Origin of the sequence: Alkanindiges hydrocarboniclasticus (assembly GCF_001982605.1) — a bacterium.
Lineage (GTDB): Bacteria > Pseudomonadota > Gammaproteobacteria > Pseudomonadales > Moraxellaceae > Alkanindiges > Alkanindiges hydrocarboniclasticus.
Genome location: NZ_MLCN01000022.1, coordinates 109753 through 131009 on the forward strand (window position 1 = coordinate 109753; position 21257 = coordinate 131009).

18 protein-coding genes and 1 pseudogene are annotated in these 21257 nt (G+C 45.7%); 8 read left to right on the forward strand and 11 right to left on the reverse strand.

Annotation, left to right across the window (positions count from 1 at the left end; translation table 11 throughout):
* The first annotated feature begins 173 nt into the window (after positions 1-173).
* Positions 174-875 carry a pseudouridine synthase gene (locus tag BKE30_RS08665; protein WP_076878192.1) on the forward strand — a complete coding sequence of 234 codons (702 nt, stop codon included), beginning with the start codon at positions 174-176 and terminating at the stop codon, positions 873-875.
* Between the two features lie 353 nt (positions 876-1228).
* Here BKE30_RS08665 and BKE30_RS16375 read toward each other — a convergent pair.
* Together BKE30_RS16375 and BKE30_RS08675 are read right to left on the reverse strand one after the other, a co-directional pair.
* A pseudogene (locus BKE30_RS16375) lies at positions 1229-2533 on the reverse strand (AMP-binding protein); the annotation flags it as partial.
* A gap of 104 nt (positions 2534-2637) precedes the next feature.
* Positions 2638-4362: a M61 family metallopeptidase gene (locus BKE30_RS08675; RefSeq protein ID WP_076878250.1), complete on the reverse strand. Its 1725-nt coding sequence runs from the start codon at positions 4360-4362 to the stop codon at positions 2638-2640.
* Positions 4363-4868: 506 nt separating this feature from the next.
* Between BKE30_RS08675 and BKE30_RS08680 the strand changes: the two genes are divergently transcribed.
* Positions 4869-6191 (forward strand): NAD(P)/FAD-dependent oxidoreductase, encoded by a 1323-nt coding sequence (locus BKE30_RS08680; RefSeq protein WP_076878194.1) that lies wholly within the window; start codon positions 4869-4871, stop codon positions 6189-6191.
* Between the two features lie 167 nt (positions 6192-6358).
* A complete protein-coding gene (slyD, locus tag BKE30_RS08685; protein ID WP_076878195.1) occupies positions 6359-6841 on the forward strand; it encodes a peptidylprolyl isomerase in 483 nt (160 codons plus the stop codon).
* Between the two features lie 214 nt (positions 6842-7055).
* Here slyD and dusB read toward each other — a convergent pair whose 3' ends face one another.
* The gene (gene dusB, locus BKE30_RS08690) at positions 7056-8075 is read right to left on the reverse strand and encodes a tRNA dihydrouridine synthase DusB (protein ID WP_076878251.1); all 1020 of its coding nucleotides are present in this window, start codon (positions 8073-8075) and stop codon (positions 7056-7058) included.
* Positions 8076-8346: 271 nt separating this feature from the next.
* On the opposite strand from dusB, the gene BKE30_RS08695 reads away from it, so the two are divergent.
* The 3 genes from BKE30_RS08695 to BKE30_RS08705 all read left to right on the forward strand — a co-directional run bounded on the left by BKE30_RS08695 (position 8347) and on the right by BKE30_RS08705 (position 11029).
* Complete coding sequence (locus tag BKE30_RS08695; RefSeq protein WP_076878196.1) at positions 8347-8823, forward strand: pyridoxamine 5'-phosphate oxidase family protein; 477 nt, start codon at positions 8347-8349, stop codon at positions 8821-8823.
* Between the two features lie 183 nt (positions 8824-9006).
* Positions 9007-10188 (forward strand): DUF1615 family protein, encoded by a 1182-nt coding sequence (locus BKE30_RS08700; RefSeq protein WP_076878197.1) that lies wholly within the window; start codon positions 9007-9009, stop codon positions 10186-10188.
* Positions 10189-10405: 217 nt separating this feature from the next.
* Positions 10406-11029 (forward strand): class I SAM-dependent methyltransferase, encoded by a 624-nt coding sequence (locus BKE30_RS08705; protein ID WP_076878198.1) that lies wholly within the window; start codon positions 10406-10408, stop codon positions 11027-11029.
* A gap of 10 nt (positions 11030-11039) precedes the next feature.
* Here BKE30_RS08705 and proB read toward each other — a convergent pair whose 3' ends face one another.
* The 6 genes from proB to BKE30_RS08730 form a co-directional block, all read right to left on the reverse strand.
* Complete coding sequence (proB, locus tag BKE30_RS08710) at positions 11040-12173, reverse strand: glutamate 5-kinase (protein ID WP_076878199.1); 1134 nt, start codon at positions 12171-12173, stop codon at positions 11040-11042.
* A gap of 36 nt (positions 12174-12209) precedes the next feature.
* A complete protein-coding gene (cgtA, locus tag BKE30_RS08715; protein WP_076878200.1) occupies positions 12210-13424 on the reverse strand; it encodes an Obg family GTPase CgtA in 1215 nt (404 codons plus the stop codon).
* Between the two features lie 135 nt (positions 13425-13559).
* The gene (locus tag BKE30_RS08720; RefSeq protein WP_076878201.1) at positions 13560-13898 is read right to left on the reverse strand and encodes a hypothetical protein; all 339 of its coding nucleotides are present in this window, start codon (positions 13896-13898) and stop codon (positions 13560-13562) included.
* Between the two features lie 160 nt (positions 13899-14058).
* Positions 14059-15519 (reverse strand): glyceraldehyde-3-phosphate dehydrogenase, encoded by a 1461-nt coding sequence (locus BKE30_RS08725; protein WP_076878252.1) that lies wholly within the window; start codon positions 15517-15519, stop codon positions 14059-14061.
* A gap of 389 nt (positions 15520-15908) precedes the next feature.
* Positions 15909-16058 carry a hypothetical protein gene (locus tag BKE30_RS16010; protein WP_158073179.1) on the reverse strand — a complete coding sequence of 50 codons (150 nt, stop codon included), beginning with the start codon at positions 16056-16058 and terminating at the stop codon, positions 15909-15911.
* A 400-nt stretch (positions 16059-16458) separates the two neighbouring features.
* Positions 16459-16986, reverse strand: coding sequence for a lipocalin family protein (locus BKE30_RS08730; protein ID WP_076878253.1), 528 nt, complete (start codon positions 16984-16986; stop codon positions 16459-16461).
* Positions 16987-17274: 288 nt separating this feature from the next.
* Here BKE30_RS08730 and BKE30_RS08735 point away from each other — a divergent pair, with 288 nt between their 5' ends.
* Positions 17275-17772: a TIGR00645 family protein gene (locus BKE30_RS08735; RefSeq protein WP_076878202.1), complete on the forward strand. Its 498-nt coding sequence runs from the start codon at positions 17275-17277 to the stop codon at positions 17770-17772.
* Between the two features lie 51 nt (positions 17773-17823).
* On the opposite strand, the gene uvrB is transcribed toward BKE30_RS08735, so the two are convergent.
* On the reverse strand, positions 17824-19944 hold the full coding sequence (gene uvrB / locus BKE30_RS08740; RefSeq protein ID WP_083698512.1) for an excinuclease ABC subunit UvrB: 2121 nt from the start codon (positions 19942-19944) through the stop codon (positions 17824-17826).
* Between the two features lie 326 nt (positions 19945-20270).
* On the opposite strand from uvrB, the gene BKE30_RS08745 reads away from it, so the two are divergent.
* Entirely contained in the window at positions 20271-20876 is a 606-nt protein-coding gene (locus BKE30_RS08745; protein ID WP_076878203.1) for a MarC family protein, read from the forward strand.
* A 63-nt stretch (positions 20877-20939) separates the two neighbouring features.
* Here BKE30_RS08745 and BKE30_RS16200 read toward each other — a convergent pair whose 3' ends face one another.
* The gene (locus BKE30_RS16200) at positions 20940-21107 is read right to left on the reverse strand and encodes a hypothetical protein (RefSeq protein ID WP_198938062.1); all 168 of its coding nucleotides are present in this window, start codon (positions 21105-21107) and stop codon (positions 20940-20942) included.
* Positions 21108-21257 lie beyond the last annotated feature (150 nt).

The window sequence follows — 21257 nt, forward strand, 5'->3', positions numbered from 1 at the left end:
AAACTCTTTCAAATGTAAAAACTAACATGTTTTGTTGCGCATCTACATGTACTATATGTTAAACATTTCTACATGTTTTTGTGATTTAAAAAACAAATGACTATATTTTCCTGCGTGATAAAACATGAGTAAACACATTGTTTTTGCACCAGAACTTCACTAACCGGATCAAAATGGCCCAGATTGTCCTGTTTAACAAACCCTTCAATGTGCTTACCCAGTTTCGTAGTGATGATGAGCGCATTACCCTTGCCCGGTTTATCCATGATAAAAACCTGCGCGTGGCTGGGCGGCTGGATTATGACTCCGAAGGATTATTGTTACTGACTGATAATGGCCACATTAACCAGCAACTGGTGCATCCACGGGCGCGACAATATAAAACCTATCTGGTGCAGGTTGAAGGCACACCAACTGACACAGCCTTACAGCAACTGCAACAGGGTGTAATGCTTAAAGATGGGCTAACCCTGCCTGCTAAAGCAAAAGTCATTAATGAACCGGATTTTTTGTGGCCACGTTATCCGCCCATCCGTTTTCGGGCCAGTATTCCTACCACATGGCTGGAAATCAAAATTTGTGAGGGTAAAAACCGGCAGATCAGACGAATGACCGCAGCAGTGGGCCTGCCAACCCTGCGCCTGATTCGCACCCAGATTGGGCCATTTTTATTAGAAGATTTGCAACCGGGTGAGATTAAAACTTTTAACACCCTACAGGATGCCAGTGTGTTGGCTCAATTAGGCTGGTCGGTGCGTCCTGACTCTTTTACAGAATCTGCTGTTGAGCCTGTAAACGGATTAGCCCGCCCGGCAACATCACGCAGGCGCAGCAACCGACGGAATACTTTCCCCATGGGGCCACGTGGCAAGTGATCAACAAACTCAATACTGCATGGTAAAAAACCATAATGCAGGCGGCTTGCAATAAAATCCTTAAGCCGCTCAGGCGTTAGGCCTTTTTTGGCTACTACCATCAAGCGTACTGGTGCGGCTGGGTCATTGAGTTCCTGTACAATGACACACTCTACGACATCTTCATGCTGGTAAATCTGCTGTTCAATTTCCTGTGGAAACATTAGCTGATCCTGCCACCAGAACGTGTCGGTCTGGCGCTCCAGCATGGTAATAAAGCCATCTTCAGAAATTGAGACCAGATCGCCGGTTTTAAACCATTCATCGTAGGTCATGGCCTGCTGGGTTACGGCGGGCTGGTGCCAGTAGCCACGCATCACCTGTGGGCCCCTGACCCATAGCTCTCCTGGCTGGTTAAATCCCAGCGGCTTTTGGTTGTTGCTAACCACGCATACTTCAGTATTGGGCAAAATAACCCCCACTGTTCCGGGCCGGATGCGCTGTGGGGGATTAATACTAATCAAGGGGGCGGTTTCACTTAGACCATAGGCTTCACATAAATAGCGGCCCGTCAGGTCACACCATTGCTGTTGCAGCGTGCGGCTGGCAAAGCTGCCCCCACACATAAACAGTTCCATCTTTTTAACCAGATGACGGGTGGCATCCTGCTTTAGAATTTGTTCATACAAATAAGGAATACCTGCCATCAGGTCAAACTGGTGATTTTGCAGGTACTTGGCCTTGTGCAGGAGTTCTGAAGGCCGGGTGAGCACCACATGGGCACCATCTGCCAGCATCATCAGGCAAAAGCTGATCCCCACAATATGCTGTAGTGCAACAGGGCACAAGCCGCATTTTTCCGGGGTGACGATGCCGTTTAAAATCTGCTTGACCTGCTGGTAATTACACGACAGATTGCGGTGCGATAACGCGGCACCCATGGGAATATCCGTTGTACCGCTGGTGTATTGAATAATGGCCAGATCATCCAGATTCAGGCGTGGCCATTCATGGTGTTTTTTAACGGTTTTCTTGAAAATCTGCCGCAAGCGTACATAGCGAATAATAGTAGTGTCTTCACGCCATTGTGAAATCCACTTGCGCGGCGAAAGCCATGTTTTAATCCGTCCCAGAATATCTACATAATCATCGCTATGCGTGGTGATGATATGGCGAATGCTGGTTTCCAGCAGCATTTTTTCAACTTGCGGCAAGAAACCGGGAATTGTCACCAGAATTTTGGCACCGGAGTCCTGCAACTGATGCAGCGTATAATCCACTTCCGGCAAAAAACTTAAGTTGGCTACTACCAATTGCGCACGCCATGCAGCCATGACTGCAATCATGTAAGACAAACTATTGGGCAGATATAGCGCTACCCGGTCACCAGCCTTGATCGTACTGTCTTCTAAAAACCATGTTGCCAGTGCATCTACACTAAAGGACAGTTCGGCATAGTTCAGCGTACAGCCATCCATGCTAATGGCCGGTGAGGTAGGAAACTGGTTGACCATATCGTCAAAATAATCAAGGAAACTACAGTCCTGCATGGGCATTTTTCGGCCCTGATACAAACTGTCAAAACTGTTCCACGACTCATGTTCCTGCAACTTTAATTGTTTTAGGTCTTCGGGCTTACAGAACTTGAAATGATTCAAGACATGAACTTGCTTAGGCATTTAACTGTCATCCCGTTATGATCAAGCTATTGTTTTAATTATTTCTCTAATTTACGTGATTTATGCTTGCCCTGCCATTCACTTTTGCGGCAGGGCAAAAATAATTACAATTTAACTGGATGATCAGTCCATTGTGCAAGGTGGTTTTTATCTTCAATCAGCAGTTTTGCAGCTGAAGTCATAAACCCCTGACCCTGTATTTCAAGCACTTTTAGTTCATCACGCCGAAATGCATGACACGTGATGTGTGGTGTAACAGTGGTATGACTACCCAACTGCTGCAACAGGCCGCTATTCGCCTTTAACCCGTTTAAGGCAATAATCGTGTCCTGACAGGAAAGCCCGGCATGCGCCGCTGCTGAATCACGCAACACCTGCTGTACCAGTAAGCCCTGTGGTGTTTCCTGTACCTTTAAACCAAGGGGCCAGACTTTATGTTCCATATGCAGGCTAACGCCAAATTCAGCGAGCAGTTGCTGCAAAGGCAACTCGGTGGTGCCTTCCACATAATGCTCAAAAAATTCAGTTAGCGAATGACCTGTTAATTGCTGGCAGAGTTGTGGCAGGGTTTGCTCGTCTACATGCTGGCCATTTTTGGCACGCTGATACAAAGCCTGCATGAGCATATCCAGATTACTGCCATGCTGCCTTAAGGTTAAATCCAGACACAATGCCACCAGAGCGCCTTTGTTGTAATAGCTGGTGCCTGCATTGTTGGTGTTTTCATCGGGACGGTAATACTTGATCCATGCATCAAAACTGGACTCCGCAACACTTTGAATCTGGCGGCCCGGATTGCTTAAGTAACGGCTAATCTGATCCTTTACCAGATCAATATAGGCATTCTGGTCTATTACCCCACTGCGATACAGCATCAGGTCATCATAATAGGAGGTAATACCCTCAAAAACCCACAGCAGCGTGGTGTAGTCTTCCTGATGCAAGTTGGGCTTCACATAATTGTGCGGGCGAATAAACTTGACCAGCCACGCATGAAAATACTCATGGCTACACAATCCCAAAAAGCGCTGGTAATTTGCCGATGGCTTGGCAGGGTCGCTGGACTTGGGCAAGTCATCCCGTGGTGTGATAAGGCTGGTAGAACTTTGATGTTCAAGACCGCCATAGCTATTGGCGGTTGCCATCACCATAAACAGGTAATTTTTAAAAGGCGCCTCACCAAACATTTGAATCTGGGCCGAACAGATTTTTTCCAGATCAGTAGCAAGACGTTGCAGGTCAGTTTGATGACGCCCAGAAATGGCAATCCGGTGATTAATATTTTCTGCGTCAAACTGAATGCAATCCTGCTCTGCCAGCTCAAAAGGCTGATCAATCAGTTCATGGTAATTTTTGGCAGTTAAGGTATACGCCGTGTTGCTGGCCTGAACGATCTGCATGCTGGTGGCCAGTTCAAACCTGCTTAAAGCCTCAGGAATATCCAGTTGCAATTGCACAGCACTGTCTTCCTGTCCTTCAACACCAATACAGACAGCAGCGGGATTTACATACAGGCGGTCATCATCGGTGTAGGCTCCGCGCACAGATAAATCATAGGCATATACCTGATAAGTAATTTCAACCTCATCAGCCTGCATGTTTTGCAATTGCCACTGGTTTTTAGTCAGCTTTTGCAGGTTGATGGCAGCACCGGTGGTTGCATGCTGGGCCTTTACCGATTCAATATGCTTGGCAAATTCACGAATCAGATAGCTGCCGGGAATCCATGTGGGCAGCCAGATTTTTTGCTGGGCCTGTGCGTTAAACCTGACCTTTACTTTAATCAAATGCTGATAATACTGCGCAAAAGATAAAGTGTAATCAATCATGGCAACCTGCATATTATTAAGAGAAATTAAATAAGAGAAATTAAAACCATCTGGCTTGACGGTGTAGAAAAGCATCTCGCCCAAACCGCAATGAAAAAGCCAGCGAGCCTGTAACTACCTTACTCCGCCTTATCGAAAAAGGCAAAAATATGCCCATGCAATGCTCAAAAAACCGTCGTCTTGTTTCAGTTGCTAAACAATTGGTTTTTACATGCGGATTGACTGGCCTGAATGACTGAGAAAATTGTCAGACAAATCATGCAGGCTGCTTTAAGGCTTATGGCATACTTAAGCCAGACCATCCTGTCACGCTATTAAGTTGTGCTCGCTGTTTTGAAGACTTCTAAAACATATTAAACCAGAAGCAAACTAGTTCTGAATGTAGGCAACCCGAATTTAAAGCACGTGAACTTAAACCAAACAAATGCCATGTAGCACGAGTTTCAAAGAATTTTAAGTCTTAACACATTCCAAGTTTTATTTTAAGCAGCCTTGAGAGCATATCAATGAAACAGTTAAACCCAAGCGTACAACCCCACCTACACCGGATTGTAATTGTAGGCGGTGGTGCGGGCGGCCTTGAGCTGGCAACCCGTCTAGGCCAGTCACTCGGCAAACGCGGGCAGGCACAGGTCATCCTGATTGACGCCGCGCTAACCCATATCTGGAAGCCCCTACTGCATGAAGTTGCTGCCGGAACCATTAACTCCTATGAGGATGAGCTGAACTATTTTGCCCATGCCAGCAAGCATCATTTTGAGTTTCATCTGGGTCGTATGTGCGATATTGACCGTGAACAAAAGCAGGTGGTTCTCGAGCCGTTAAGTAATGGTGAAAGCGTGGTGATTGCACCAGAGCGCCGGGTTCGCTATGACACGCTGGTGGTTGCAGTGGGTTCAACCTCAAATGACTTTGGCACCGCAGGCGCACGTGAAAACTGCATTTTTCTGGATGCACGCCCGCAGGCAGATCGCTTCCAGCGTGAATTCTTGAGCCTGTATTTGCAGGCACAGGCCCGCTCCCTATCTGACCAGAACCCGCAATTTCTTAATATTGCCATTATTGGTGCCGGGGCAACCGGGGTTGAGCTTGCCGCCGAACTGCATCACGCTGCGCATGAACTGCCCCGTTATGGCCTGACCAGTATTGATCCACGTAATGTCAATATCACCCTGATTGAAGCCGCCGAGCGTATTTTGCCGGGCCTGCCACCACAAACCTCACATACTGCCGAACGCGAGCTTAAAAAAATGGGCATTAATGTGATGACCAGCCGGCGCGTGGTAGCAATCAGCCCGGATGGTATTGAGTGTGATGGCGATATTCATATTCCGGCCAACCTGAAAGTCTGGTCAGCCGGAATCAAGGCACCGGACTTCCTCAAAAATATTGCCGGGCTGGAAACCAACCGCATCAACCAACTGGTGGTTGGGCCTAGCCTGCAAACCACACTGGATGCCGATATTTTTGCCATGGGTGATTGTGCAAGCTACATACCCGAAGGTGAAACCCGCCCGATTCCCCCCCGTGCGCAAGTGGCCAACCAGCAATCGATTTTGCTGGCCAAGTCTATGAAAGCACGACTAAATGGCCAGCCGCTGCCACACTTTAAATTTACCGATAAGGGTTCACTGGTGTCATTAAGCCAAAAGAACAGTGTAGGTAACCTGATGGGCGATATTAATGTGCAAGGTATCATTGCGCGCTTAATGTATGTGTCGCTGTATCGCCTGCATCAGGTGGCGATTCATGGCTTTTTCAAGACAGCCGTCCTCATGACCAAAGACCTGCTTTCACGCTCATCCGGCCCGCGCCTTAAACTGCATTAATGATCTTATTTAACACTTGAACGCTGCCCTCACTTTAGCGCAATACTGTGACTGAAGTGAGGCTATCTGAAACAGTTAATAAATGAACGATTGCATTAAAAAAACAAAATAACCCGCTAAAACAGGTTATTATTATGCAACTTTTTATTTAAAACGGAAAAATTGACATGGCTGATATTCAAAATGATCAAGTAGTATCATTTCATTATACCCTGACTGATGAAAATGGTACTGTGATTGACAAATCCGAAGGCCAGCCACTGGTATACCTGCATGGTGCTGGTAACATTATTCCAGGTCTGGAAAATGCATTAACTGGCAAAAATGTTGGTGACAAACTTTCTGTTAATGTGGCTGCTGCCGAAGGTTATGGCGAATATAATGCCCAGCTGGTTCAGGAAGTTCCACGTAACATGTTCCAGGGTGTTGATGATATTCAGGCTGGTATGCAGTTTCAGGCCCAAACAGATGACGGCATTCAGATCGTTACTGTTAAAGATGTAAATGACGAAAGCGTATTTGTTGATGGCAACCACCCACTGGCTGGCCAAAACCTGAATTTTGATGTTGAAATCGTTGATATTCGTCCAGCTTCTCAAGAAGAGCTGGATCATGGTCATGTTCATGGCGCTGGTGGTCATCACCACTAAGCCCTGCCTGAATCATATGGTTTGATTCAGACATCAAAAAAAGCCGCCTTCTTCTTAAATTAAGGCGGCTTTTTTTATAACTATTTTGAGTGAAGACCCTAGCTAGGGATTCGTGATGTTTTGACATGCTGCCCAAGCTTGCTAAAGGCCAGCTCGACAAGCTCACCCGCCATCAACGCATAAAAGAAACTGTTTTTATTAAATTTTTATAGCACTAATAACCTTCCAGCAAGTTTACTGTCTCACTGTATTGCAAGCGTTCACCCTGCTCCAGCAACTGGTTAAAATAGCGAGTGACGACCTGTGCCTGCTCATGGGTGGATTCAACCTGATACATGGCTTGCCGAAATTCATTACTGGACTTTAAGCCCTTGGTATACCATGCAATGTGCTTACGCGCGATCCGGCAACCTGAATACTCGCCATAAAAAGCATATAACTCCTGCAAATGCTCCAGTAATACATTTTTAACCTCCAGAATATCCGGCGCAGGCAAGTATTCGCCAGTATCCAGATAATGTGCGATTTCACGGAATATCCACGGCCTGCCTTGCGCGGCACGTCCAATCATAATGGCATCGGCACCGGTTTGCTCCAGCACCAGTCTGGCTTTTTGCGGACTATCAATATCCCCATTGGCAATCACCGGAATAGCAATTTCCTGTTTTACCTGTGCAATCAGCGCATAGCGGGCAGCACCAGTGTACATGTCCTCACGGGTACGGCCATGTATCGCCAGCGCTGCAATACCCGCCTGCTCTGCGTGTCTGGCAACCCGCAGGATATTTTCCTCACCATTACAAAAACCAAGCCGGGTTTTTAAGGTGACGGGTACATCAACGGCTGCAACTACAGCATCCAGAATTTGGGCCACTAGACTTTCATTTTGCAGCAAGGCCGAACCCGCCAGCTTGTTACATACTTTCTTGGCCGGACAGCCCATATTGATGTCTACAATCTGCGCGCCATTGGCCACCTGATACCGCGCTGCCTCAGCCATTTGTTGTGGATCAGAGCCTGCAATCTGGGCTGAAATTGGGGCCATTTCTCCATCAAAATTGGCCCGGTACAGACTTTTTTTATTCATGCGCAGGGTTTTATCTGAGGTCATCATTTCGCTGACAGCATGGCCCGCACCAAAATATTTGCATAATGTTCTAAATGGCCGATCAGTGACGCCTGCCATTGGGGCAACAATCAGGTTATTTTTTAAACGGTACGGGCCGATTTGCATAATCATTTGTCTGGAGTAAAACGGCCTATATCATATCAATTTCTCTGTTCAAATAAAAAACCAGCAACAAAATGCCGGGTTTTGTATGTAAGTGGCAAAACTTCTTACAACACAGGCACACAAGAGTGCTTTAGGCCTACATAAAAAATTGTCAGGATGTTGAAGCTTAAAGACTGAACTTAAAGGCTCAGCCTAGAGAGGATTACTTAAGTTTTTAACGATGAGTTTTTAAATCATAATTTTATGGTTTTTATAAACCTGGAGTATAGCAATGTCTGACATCACTAAAATTGCAGAATTAACACGCGGTATCAAATTTGCCATGGTGACTTTTGTAAACCATGAAGGCCATCTTCATTCTGCGCCAATGACTACACAGGATGGAGACTTTAACGGTACAGTCTGGTTTATTGGTTCTAAAGATTCTGACCTGGTACGCAGTATTCCCGGCAATGCACAGGTTAATCTGGGCTATAGCGATCCTGCCGGCCACAATTATGTTTCCATTAATGGCGTTGCCGAACTGGTTGATGATAAAGCCAAACTGGATGAGCTGTGGAGTGAAGGCTATAATGCGTTCTTTGAGCAAGGCAAAGAAGACCCACGTATCCAGTTAATTAAAGTGATTGGTAATGGCGCCCAATATTGGGAAGGCGATGGCCGTATGGTTAGCATTATCAAAATGACCAAGGCTGCCATTACAGGCGCTACCGCCAAGCTCGGTGAAACCGAAGGCGTTAAATTGTAATTTTACAGATAGAAGCTTCAAAAGTCCGGTGTCATAAACCGGGCTTTTTTATTGGCCAATTTTTTTTTACGCTTTAACTTTTTAAACTTCATATACAAAAAAGCAGGCTAAAGAATTTGGATATAATTGGTTACAAATTGAACTTATGGCATACTATGCCTTGCCTTGTCCTGTTTGAATTGCATGATGTCTAACCGTGTTATTGGCGCCTTATTGCTTGGCGCATTTGCCCTTTCCGGCTGCCAATCCCAGACTGAAGAAACCGAAAGCCAGAGCCACAAAATTCTGGACACCAAGCATATTTATAAACTCATTCCAGCAGCAACCACCAACCGCATGGCATGGGCCAATGATGTACATGCCATTATGGATGATCTGGAAATTGAACGTAATCTCAGCAATACCTGTTCAATTGTGGCCGTCGTGGATCAGGAATCCAATTTTATTGCCGATCCGCATGTGCCTAATCTGGGCAAAAAGTCCATTAAGGAAATGAACGAAAGGCTTGAAAAAAAGCTGGGTAAAAAAATGGCTGGCTATTTTAATGACATGCTGGCCAAGCAGCCCTCGCCTGATGATAATTTCCTGATGCAGCTTGAAAAGGTTAAAACCGAGCGCGAGCTGGATGAACTATACCGGCAGATGTTCGAGTTCTTTACCAAGCAATACAAGATTAATCTGGTCACCAGTGCAGCCCGTATTATTGCAAGGCAGGACATTGAAGAAACCTTTAATCCGATTACAACACTGGGTTCAATGCAGGTGCATATTCGCTATGCAGTAGAAAACTCACGCAGTGGTAGCAATATCCATAAAATCCGTGACGACCTGTATACCCAATATGGCGGGCTTTATTATGGTATTCATCGCTTGATGACTTATCCAGCACAGTATGAAAAGCCAATTTACCGTTTTGCCGATTATAACTCAGGCATTTATTCCAGCCGCAATGCTGCCTTTCAGCAGATGGTCAACAAGCTCTCAAAACAGGAATTAAGTCTGGATGGTGACCTGCTGTCCTACAACAAGGATGGCGATATAATTTCAGAACCTACGGCTACTGAAACCGCACTAGCCCAGTTATTTATGGAAAAAAGCATTGCGCTGGATACCAAAGATATCCGGCGTGACCTGAAAAAGGAAAAGCAGCAGGAATTTGAAGAAACCAAAACCTATCAGCAGGTAGCAACACTGTATAAGGAAGAATTTAACAAAGATGTACCCTACGCCATTATGCCAGAAGTTGTGATTTCCGGCCCCAAGCTAAGCCGTGATTACGATACCAACTGGTATGCCTCCAGAGTCAACCAGCGTTATACCCGGTGCGTTAGCCGTGGTAAACGACTGGGCTTTAAATTAACCTGATTACCGATAGCCCATTCCACTAACTGATAACAACTCCTGTTTTTATCAATTAAGTCTTATTTGTTAGAAACCTGCTGGATCAATTATTGGCTTTGAATGCTTACCTCACTTGCTTAATACCATTAATAATTATTTTTAAAACTTAATCATATATTGGCTGTTTTCTACTTATAATCTATAACTGGGTGTATAAAAATTTAATCTTTAAATAATACCCATGACTCAAAACCTCGATGTTGCAAGTCCCATTGATTTACGCCAGATGAGCGATGCCAAAGCATGGGCCGATACTGCCCTGCAAAAACGTCCAGCACGCACTGATTTTTTCAACGCTTTTGCTACTCAGCATACCAATCCGCGTATTCTGGAACTGGGTTCTGGGCCGGGATTTTTAGCACAGCATATACTGGAGTGCATTACAGTGGATGAGTATGGTGCGCTGGATTTTTCTGAAGCCATGCATCAACTGGCGCAAGAGCGACTGAACAGCCATGGGCATAAAGTGCAATTTATTGAACGCAGCTTTAAGGAGAATCACTGGACAGCAGGCTTGGGGAAATTTGATGTGGTGATAACCATGCAGGCTATGCATGAATTACGTCATAAACGGTATACAGTAAATTTATTTAAGCAGGTACAACAGCTTTTAAGACCCGGTGGTGTTTTTCTGGTATGTGATCATTATGCAGGCATGGATGCCCATGGCATCAGTGGCATGCAAAATAACCAACTGTATATGAGTATTGACGAACACTTTGCTGCCCTACAACATGCTGGTTTCAGTGATATCCGCCAGCTTATGGTGCTGCAAGGCATGGTATTGCATCAGGCTAAAATATAAAAATAGCGGCTTAATAAATCGCCATATGATCCCGGTGAATCATTTCTACCGAACGGTTCTCGCCCAGAATTTCATGCACCCGCTCGGAGGGCTGGCCAATGACCTGTCGTGCCGATTGCGAGCTGAAATTAACCCGGCCAACGGCAATGCGCTCACCATTCAGATTAACGCACTCTACCACATCGCCACGTTCAAAATGCCCCTCAACCTGACGCACACCCACCGGTAACAAGCTGCGATGTTTCACCTGAATGGCTTCTACGGCACCGTTATCCAGTACCAGACGCCCGGCAGTTTGCAAATGCGCAGCCAGCCATTGCTTACGGGCCGTGATGCGGTCTTCATCCGCGGTCAGTAAGGTTCCCAGTGCCTCGCCCTGTACCAGACGCAATAGTACATTGCTGGTTTGACCACTGGTAATCAGTGTAGGACAACCGGATTTTGCGGCTAAACGTGCAGCACGCACTTTGGTGACCATGCCACCACGCCCCAGCACACCGCCACCACCTGCCATTGCCAGCAGGCTTTCATCCATGGCCCGCACGGTAGACAGCAATGTGGCGCTGGCATCCTTACGTGGATCACGGTCAAACATGCCTTCCTGATCCGTTAGAATAATCAGCAAGTCAGCACCAATCAGACTGGCTACCATGGCAGCCAGCGTATCGTTGTCACCAAAACGGATTTCATCTGTGGCAACAGTGTCATTTTCATTGATCACTGGCACCACACGCCATTTGATTAAACGCAGCAAGGCATCGCCAGCGTTTAAGTAACGACGGCGATCAGCAAGGTCATCATGGGTGAGCAAAACCTGCGCCGTTTGAATCTGGTGCTGTAGCAACGCACCAGCCCAAGCCTGAATCAGGCCCATCTGGCCAATGGCCGCACAGGCCTGTAAAGCTGGCAAATCATCAGGACGCGCACTAATTTTCATGCGCACCATGCCTTCTGCAACAGCACCAGAAGACACCAGAATCACTTCAATGCCCTGCTCATGCAGCATGGCAACCTGAGCGGCCCAATGATTTATGGCCTGATGATCCAGACCCTGCCCATTGGCAGTGAGTAAAGCCGATCCAATTTTTATGACAACGCGTTTACACTGAAGCTGACGCTGATTGCCTTGCTGTAGCAACGACATGTTTACACTCAAAATCAAATTAACCGGTTTTTTTACCTAGCGGACGTAAATATTTTCCATGCCGCTTTCATCAAAATCATCCCAATCATCATCGTCGTCATCATCTCCACCTTGACGTGCCGCACGACGGGCTTCCTTATAAGCTTCCTTGGCAGCCAGTGAATTTTCACGGGTTTCCTGTTCCAGACGCTCACGGAATTCTTTCTTAGCCTGTGCAAAGTCTGGATCTTCTACTTCCAGTTCACGTTCCTGCTCAATCTGGTCTATCAGGTAATAAACAATCTGACGGGTGCCTTCACCGGTTAAGCCCGAACAACGGAATACTGGCCCAGTCCAGCCCAGTTCACCCACAATATGGGTACACCATTCATTATGAGTTTCTTCCGGAATCTGGTCCAGCTTGTTGAGTACCAGCACGACTGGTAACTCAGCCAGTGCGGGCGAGAATTTTTTTAACTCATTAAAAATGGCCTTGGCGTTTTGTACCGGGTCTGAACCATCTATCGGCTGCACATCAACAATGTGTAATAAAATACGGGTTCGCGCCAGATGCTTTAAAAAGCGGATACCCAAACCTGCCCCTTCAGCAGCACCGGCAATCAGACCGGGAATATCGGCCATGACAAAGGAGCGGTGACGGTCTACATCCACTACCCCAAGGTTTGGCACCAGTGTAGTAAATGGATAATCGGCCACTTTGGGCTTGGCTGCACTCACTGAGCGAATAAAAGTGGACTTGCCTGCATTTGGCATACCCAGCAAACCAACGTCGGCCAGTACTTTTAGCTCAAGGCGAATTTCACGCGTTTCGCCAGTATCACCCTTGGTGCATTGGCGCGGTGAACGGTTGGTGGAAGATTTAAAATGGGTATTGCCCAAGCCACCCTGTCCACCCGCAGCAACCAGCAGACGCTGGCCATCTTCGATCATGTCGCCAATGACATCGCCACTAGCCACATCAACCACAGTTGTCCCTACAGGCACTTTGAGCACAACATCTGCACCACCACGACCAGAACAGTTGGCACCCTGCCCGTTTTTGCCACGTTCGGCACGGAATTTGCGGGTATAGCGGTAATCGACCAGTGTGTTGGCATCATCATCGGCAATGAGCAGGATATCGCCCCCCTTGCCGCCATCACCACCGTCAGGGCCACCAAACGGAATAAATTTTTCACGGCGAAAACTGGCCACGCCATTGCCACCGTCGCCAGCTTGTACCGAAATTACGGCTTCATCGACAAAGCGCATGACTATATTCTCCACCTGATAAAAAAGCACAATATTATGCCACAGTTTAGCAGCGACCTGTATAAAAGCTGCCTAAGGTTTTTAAGGCTGTTTTAGGCTTGAATACTTAAGGCCTAGCCCTGTACTTTTATATTCCTATTCGCTTTGATAATAACCTTCACTTAAGGGTGAATCCTGCGGATACAGTTTATCCTGTTGCAGGATAAGTTTCAGGTCCTTAAAAATTGACTGCTGTTGTTCATTGGGCTGGAGCTTAATGATATTGTCTTTTTGCTGCCATGTTCCACTGGACTCAATATCTGTAGCGCCATACACTAAAATGGCCTGATAGTTACCGTCAGGATATAGTCGCATCTCGGAACCCACTTCGGTAATGCCATGCAGGTAGTAGTGGCCAGTGGCAGCATTGGCGACACAGATGAATAGACTACCAATAATGGTAAAGATTATCTTTTTAACAGATTGATTTATCATTTTAGATTGCAGATTATTTGAACTGGTTAATTATTAGCAATCATTTTAAAGCCATAATCAACCGCTTGCTTTAACCATTCTAAAAAAATTGTTACTGCATCAGATAATTGCATAAAAAAACCCAGCCTAAGCCGGGTTTTTCTCAACACATAAACGTTGCTTAAACGCTAACGCTATCTACAGGAATATGCGGATAAACCACACCTGCCATTTGCTCGGCGATACGCAGAACCTGACAGCTATAGCCAACTTCATTGTCATACCAGACATACAGGGTCACACGGTTGCCACTGGTAATGGTGGCTTGCGCATCATACACACCAGCAGTACGTGAACCAATAAAGTCAGAAGACACCACTTCGGTTGAATTGGTATAACCAATCTGGCCTTGCAGGTTGGAGTTTAAGGAAATCAGGCGGATATATTCGTTGATTTCTTCGGTAGATACTTCCTGCGCCAGATTCAGGTTCAAAATCGCCAGTGATACGTTTGGCGTTGGAACACGTACCGAATTACCGGTCAGCTTGCCTTTTAATACCGGCAGTGCCTTGGCAACCGCTTTGGCTGCACCAGTTTCGGTAATCACCATGTTCAGGGTGGCAGCACGACCACGACGGTCAGCCTTGTGATAGTTATCAATCAGGTTCTGGTCATTGGTGAATGAGTGAACTGTTTCCACATGGCCATTTTCAACCGTGTACTTGTCATTAATGACTTTTAGTACTGGTGTAATGGCATTGGTGGTACAGCTTGCCGCACTGATAATCTGGTCAGAATCAATAATGTCGCTATGGTTGACGCCATACACTACATTCTTCATTTCGCCTTTGCTGGGTGCAGTCAGGATCACACGGGCAACACCAGGGCATTTCAGGTGCTGGGCCAGACCTTCGGCATCACGCCATTTTCCAGTGTTATCAATCAGCAGTGCATTATCAATACCATACTGGGTGTAATCCACCTCAGCCGGGCTGCCTGCATAAATCACCTTGATGTAATTACCATTGGCAATAATGGCTTCATTTTCTTCATCAATGGAAATGGTGCCTTCAAACGAACCGTGAATGGAATCACGACGCAGTAAGGAAGCACGCTTGGACAAATCGTTTTCGCTGGATTTGCGCACCACAATAGCTTTAAGGCTTAAGCCACGGCCAACGCCAGTTTGTTCAATAATCAAACGGGCTAGAATGCGACCAATACGGCCAAAACCATACAGAACCACGTCTCTGGTTTTTGGTTCGCACTTGTTGCCTGCTACTGGTGTCAGGGCAGCTTGCAGAAACTCATTAATATCGCCGCCTTTTTGCTCGTAGTCAGCAGCCAGTTTGCCCAGATCAACTTCACAGCTTGCAATGTTGTCAAACTTTACCAGTGCTTCCAGCAGAGGCATGGTGTCTACCACAGACAGCTCAACAGCAATCATGCGCGCACGGCGATGTGCTTTTAAAATCTGGATCACAGAGCGATTGATCAGTGAGCGACCATACACCGTAATAATAATGTCTTTTTCACGGTAAAGCTGTCCAATTAAGGCAATCATGCGTTCAGCAATTTCTTCGCGATTTTTCCAGCGGCCAAAATGTTCGCTATGCAGGGCAACGATGGTCTCTTTGCTCACGGAGGCTTCCTCTTTGGGGTTAGCTGCCATCACAGTAATAGCAGCAGGCAAGTTTTAAAGGCGCATATTGTAATGGAAAATTGCCTGCCTGAAAATGTTGCTAACGGATAAATAAGCAAGAAGTTTTGCCAGTCTACTAACTTTAGAATTTTTAATGTGATCCAACAGCGATTTATTAAGATGGATTAACGCATAACTAGAATAATGGTTAAATTTAAAACAATAAACAAGATTATGAAAGTCAAGGTAATGAATGCCTTCATTCATCTACAAGTGATGATAAGGCATTCATTACCTTGATCTTAAACCTAGCCTATAGAATGATGGGTCCTTAACACTAAACCAAAACCTCCTGTAACCAAGCCACAGCGACTTAAAATACAAGACACTTAACTGGCATGATTATCAGCATGTTTGAGGTCATCTTCTGTATGGCTAAAGGCAAGTCCTTCTACCAAATCAATTGCTGAAGCCAGTAGTGTAATCATGGTACGTGTAACCAGCTGTCCTGACTTAGGCTGGATAGTCACTTTAATCATGAGATTTCTCCAATTTATTTTCAGGTTTATTTCACAATAACGACTTGGTGCTGCATCATCCACGCTAAAAACACCACGATGATGCGTGTTACAACAACTTTAATATATAAAGTCAGCTTGTAATCATCTACGGGAAACTACCCTGCTTTTTGTGTAAAATCAGATTAAATGTATAAGCAAACCAGTAGTTTATAAAATCTAACGCAGGCTTTGGTCATATTATGTTAACAAATTCGTTTACAGTTACAAAACGAGTCGCTAAACATTCGGTTTTTTGCTGAAAACTAAAATTAATTTCTATTGGTTTTAACCGGCTTCTAATTTTTAAATTATTTAAATAAAAAACAGGAATATACCGTGGGCTTATATGGCATATTCCTGTTTTAAGCGTACTAAAAGCCTAACGCGTGTGTGATGTGCGCATCAGCTTGCTGGTATCAAAGCCCTGCTGTCTGGCCGCCTCAACATATTGCTGGTAGGTTTGCTCATCCAGCGTTGGAGTGCGGGATAAAATCCATAAATAGTTACGGTTGGGTGCACCAACCAATGCCGTTTGATAATTATCATCCAGCTTAATAATCCAGTAGTCGCCTTTGGTAAATGGAATCCAGCGCAAACCATCTGGCAGGAAACTCACTTTAAGCTTGCTATTGGTACGGTCCACAGCCTTGGCCTCACCTTGTGATGCCATGGTTTCACCATCAGCTTTACGGCACTGGTTTAATACGGATACATTGCCATTGGCTTGCAAGCCATAGGTTGCGGTGACATCGCTGGCACACTTGCGCTGAAAATACATCGGGAACCGGGCAATTTCATACCATGTGCCCAGATAACGGTTTAATTCCACCTGACTGACCGTTTGCGGCTTATTTGCTGGTGCTGCCACTGCAACCGAGCCAAGTACTGCAAAACCCAGCAGTACCATGGCACCACGTTTGAGCAATTTATGGGATGAAACTGTTTTGGTGCCTGTCATCTAAAGTCTCCTCAGCCGGGCTTGGCTGCTTATAACAGTAAATTGATAACTGCTAAAAATTTGATTAGCCTCACCTTATGCCAGCGCGCTGTAAGAATCCAATGAATTCCCTGACGTTTTTTGTATACTATTTTAGGGCTAGTTTTTGTTCGATTACGCTTAAATAATGATTGAAACCAGAACGCTTTCAGGCTTGAATAGCGCCCTATTGTTTTTAGTATTGAGTATTTGGCGTTAATGGAAAAATTTATAGAAAAAACCATGTATGCAACCCGCTGGTTACTTGCTCCGGTTTATTTTGGCTTGTCGCTAGCGCTGCTGATGCTGGCTATCAAGTTTTTTCAGGAAGTTTTTCATGTTTTGCCATACATCATATCAACCTCTGAAGCCGATCTGGTACTGGTCATCCTGTCACTGATTGATATGGCACTGGTCGGTGGACTGATTGTCATGGTCATGTTTTCCGGCTATGAAAACTTTGTTTCCACGCTGGATATTGCCGAAGGTCAGGAGAAGTTAAGCTGGCTTGGAACAATGGATGCCAGCTCACTCAAGATGAAAGTGGCCTCGTCTATTGTGGCAATTTCCTCAATTCATTTGCTGCGTATTTTTATGGATGCCCAAAATGTACCCAATGATAAACTGATGTGGTATGTGATTATTCACATGACCTTTGTGATTTCAGCTTTTATCATGGGTTATCTCGATAAGCTGACCAAGTATAAAACGACCTAAAGCCCAACATATTAAAGCCACTCAATTGAGTGGCTCTTTTTAAGCTTACAATCAATACAACAACTGCGCTTTTAAACGGGTAATTTCATCCCGAATACGGGCAGCCTGCTCAAATTGCAACTGCTTGGCCATATTGTTCATCTCAGATTCCAGCTTTTTGATGTGCTTGGCAAACAGCTTTGGATCGGCCAGCAAATGCTGATCATCACTGGACAGTGCAATATGCTTGTGCAGCTTGGCATCAATTTGGTCTTCTTCATACACCTCACCGGTATCAATTTCCTTGATAACCTGACGGATTGCACTACGCGGTGTAATCCCATGCTTTTCATTAAACTCAATTTGCTTGTTACGACGCCGGTCTGTTTCATCAATTGCACGCTGCATGGAATCCGTCATGCGGTCGGCATATAAAATAGCCTTACCATTTAAGTTACGCGCGGCGCGGCCAATGGTTTGAATCAGGGAACGATCCGAACGCAAAAAGCCCTCCTTGTCAGCATCCAGAATGGCCACCAGTGACACTTCCGGCATGTCCAGACCTTCACGCAGCAAGTTAATCCCTACCAGCACATCATACACGCCAGTACGCAACTCATGAATAATCTTGACCCGCTCTACGGTATCAATATCGGAATGCAGATACGCCACCTTGATGCCGTACTCTTTCAGGTAACTGGTGAGGTCTTCGGCCATACGCTTGGTTAAGGTGGTGACCAGCACCCGTTCATTAATATTTTTACGCAGGTTGATTTCAGACAATACATCATCCACCTGAGTCAGCACGGGCCGGATTTCAATTTGCGGATCAACCAGGCCGGTTGGGCGTACCACCTGCTCCACAATTTGCTGGCTATGTTCCAGCTCATAACGGGCGGGTGTTGCGCTGACAAAAATAGTGGTCGGTGCAATACGCTCCCATTCCTCAAATTTCATTGGGCGGTTATCCAGCGCACTAGGCAAACGAAAGCCATAGTTAACCAGATTTTCCTTGCGCGAGCGGTCACCTTTATACATTGCGCCAATTTGTGGCACCGATACATGCGACTCATCAATAATCAGCAGGGCATCTTCAGGCACATAGTCAAACAAAGTAGGTGGCGCTTCACCGGCTGGCCTGCCCGACAAATGTCTGGAGTAGTTTTCAATGCCATTGCTATAACCAAGCTGCTGGATCATCTCAATATCATATTTGGTGCGCTGCTCAATGCGCTGCGCTTCCAGCAATTTATCCTGCGACTTAAAAAATTCCAGTTGCTCGGCCAGTTCGGTTTTAATCGTACCAACTGCCCGCTCCAGATTTTCCTTGGGCGTGACATAATGGCTTTTTGGATAAATGGTAATACGCGGGACTTTTCGTACCAGTTTACCGGTGAGCGGATCAAACCAGCGAATGGAATCAATTTCATCATCAAAGATTTCAATACGTACCGCCATTTGCTCAGATTCAGCCGGAAAAATATCCAGAATCTCACCCCGCAACCGGTATGTACCCCGGGTAAATTCCAGCTCATTGCGCGTGTATTGCATTTCCACCAGACGGCGAATAAGCGCATCGCGGTCAATACGATCCCCCTGCACAATATGCAGCAGCATTTTTAAGTAAGCTTCAGGATCACCTAGACCATAAATAGCCGATACAGACGCGACAATAATGGCATCACGGCGCTCTAGCAGCGAACGGGTGGCAGACAAACGCATCTGGTCGATATGATCATTAATCGCCGAATCTTTTTCAATAAAGGTATCAGAGGATGGCACATAGGCTTCTGGCTGGTAGTAGTCGTAATAACTGACGAAATACTCCACCGCATTATTGGGGAAAAATGCCTTGAACTCACCATATAACTGCGCGGCTAGCGTTTTGTTATGCGCCATGATGATGGTCGGACGCTGGGTTTGCGCAATGACATTGGCCATGGTGTAGGTTTTACCGGAACCCGTTACACCCAGCAGTAGCTGGCCCTTTAAACCATCATTGACGCCGCGCACCAGTTTTTCAATGGCTTGCGGCTGGTCACCGGCTGGCTCGAAGTCGGTCTTTAAATCAAACGGCTTATCTAATATTTGTGTGCCAGAAAGATTGACACCGCGTTGCAATGCCTGCTCCTGAATCTGGGTTGCCACATGGTTCAGCTCATCCAAAGAGCGCATCTTGGTGGGTTCACGCATTGTATTTTAACTCTTTATATTCAGCCAGATCACACTAATAAATAAGGCTTTAGACTGAAAAATCAAGGCTATAAATACTGCTAAATGTAATTGGGGATTTAAGGCAAGTCTTAACGAACACATTGCTTTTAAAGCAGTCATCCCCGCTAACTGTAAAAGCTTTTTAAAATTTTGCTATCTATTTTTAGAAAGCTTTTGCAAGTGCATAGCCGTGTTTCTTACAAGCTTAAAACAACCCGCCAACCAAACAGGTAAATAAAGCGCCCCAGCTCACAGGTCAACTCGTTATAAAATAACCTCAACTTAAAATTCAGGCAGGAGACCGGATGTCCGAGCAATTTTTTACCTCATTTGCCTTGTTTTTTTCATTGCTAAACCCGTTTTTAATGAGCATTTACCTACTGGGTATGATCCGTCAGCTATCGCTGGCGCAGTTTAGTAAAGTGCTGGTTCAGGGTGCGTTAATCAGTAGTGTGGTATTCCTATTATTCTCATATGGCGGTGAAGCAATTTTTAACCGCTTCTTGCATGTTCGCTTTGAATCATTTCAGATTTTTGGCGGAATTATCTTTTTAATTATCGGGGTGCGCTATGTGTTTGAGGGCGCTGACACACTGGAATCTACGCGCGGAAAACCCGAATATCTGGCTGGCAGTGTGGCCATGCCCTTTATGATTGGGCCGGGAACCATTAGTGCTTCGGTGGTAATTGGCAGCAGCCTTAGTATTGCCGGAGCAGCAACCGTGATTGCCGCCACCATGGTTTTAACCTGTAGTATGCTGATTTTATTTAAATATATTCACGATAACCTTAAAGCACGCTATGCACGTTATGTTGATCGTTATATTGAGATTGTGGGCAGGCTGTCTGCCCTGCTGATTGGCACGATTGCGGTGGATATGATTGTGACTGGGGTGATGGGATTAATGTAAAAAAAGGGCTACTACAGAAGTAACCCTTAATAATCACCTGCGCCTAAAAACCTGCCACTATTATTAACGCTTGCCCATTGAGCGTCTGGTGCCTGCTGGTGGCATAAAAGTACGATCCGCATAACGCTTAGGCTTGGGACGCACCTGCTCTAGCGTTTCTTCATTTTCCTCATCGCGCTGTGGCATGGGAAATGGCAACTGGGCAACCTGTCGTTTGGCGGGCTTGCTCATCTTAAACAACCTATCATTAATCACTGTGCCTAGTTTAAACCTTTTGCTGACCAAACTGTAAAATTGTTGCATATGGCATAAAAAATTCACTTTTCAGGAACAGTTCAAACTTTATGTTCAGTTTAGTCAGGCATTATAAAAATGACTTAT

Excerpts from the sequence above, each read along its gene's own strand:
- BKE30_RS08665 (WP_076878192.1), top strand. The coding sequence starts at position 174 with ATGGCCCAGATTGTCCTGTTTAACAAACCCTTCAATGTGCTTACCCAG.
- BKE30_RS08675 (WP_076878250.1), bottom strand. The coding sequence starts at position 4,362 with ATGATTGATTACACTTTATCTTTTGCGCAGTATTATCAGCATTTGATT.
- BKE30_RS08680 (WP_076878194.1), top strand. The coding sequence starts at position 4,869 with ATGAAACAGTTAAACCCAAGCGTACAACCCCACCTACACCGGATTGTA.
- slyD (WP_076878195.1), top strand. The coding sequence starts at position 6,359 with ATGGCTGATATTCAAAATGATCAAGTAGTATCATTTCATTATACCCTG.
- dusB (WP_076878251.1), bottom strand. The coding sequence starts at position 8,075 with ATGCAAATCGGCCCGTACCGTTTAAAAAATAACCTGATTGTTGCCCCA.
- BKE30_RS08695 (WP_076878196.1), top strand. The coding sequence starts at position 8,347 with ATGTCTGACATCACTAAAATTGCAGAATTAACACGCGGTATCAAATTT.
- BKE30_RS08700 (WP_076878197.1), top strand. The coding sequence starts at position 9,007 with ATGATGTCTAACCGTGTTATTGGCGCCTTATTGCTTGGCGCATTTGCC.
- BKE30_RS08705 (WP_076878198.1), top strand. The coding sequence starts at position 10,406 with ATGACTCAAAACCTCGATGTTGCAAGTCCCATTGATTTACGCCAGATG.
- proB (WP_076878199.1), bottom strand. The coding sequence starts at position 12,173 with ATGTCGTTGCTACAGCAAGGCAATCAGCGTCAGCTTCAGTGTAAACGC.
- cgtA (WP_076878200.1), bottom strand. The coding sequence starts at position 13,424 with ATGCGCTTTGTCGATGAAGCCGTAATTTCGGTACAAGCTGGCGACGGT.
- BKE30_RS08720 (WP_076878201.1), bottom strand. The coding sequence starts at position 13,898 with ATGATAAATCAATCTGTTAAAAAGATAATCTTTACCATTATTGGTAGT.
- BKE30_RS16010 (WP_158073179.1), bottom strand. The coding sequence starts at position 16,058 with ATGATTAAAGTGACTATCCAGCCTAAGTCAGGACAGCTGGTTACACGT.
- BKE30_RS08730 (WP_076878253.1), bottom strand. The coding sequence starts at position 16,986 with ATGGTACTGCTGGGTTTTGCAGTACTTGGCTCGGTTGCAGTGGCAGCA.
- BKE30_RS08735 (WP_076878202.1), top strand. The coding sequence starts at position 17,275 with ATGGAAAAATTTATAGAAAAAACCATGTATGCAACCCGCTGGTTACTT.
- uvrB (WP_083698512.1), bottom strand. The coding sequence starts at position 19,944 with ATGCGTGAACCCACCAAGATGCGCTCTTTGGATGAGCTGAACCATGTG.
- BKE30_RS08745 (WP_076878203.1), top strand. The coding sequence starts at position 20,271 with ATGTCCGAGCAATTTTTTACCTCATTTGCCTTGTTTTTTTCATTGCTA.
- BKE30_RS16200 (WP_198938062.1), bottom strand. The coding sequence starts at position 21,107 with ATGAGCAAGCCCGCCAAACGACAGGTTGCCCAGTTGCCATTTCCCATG.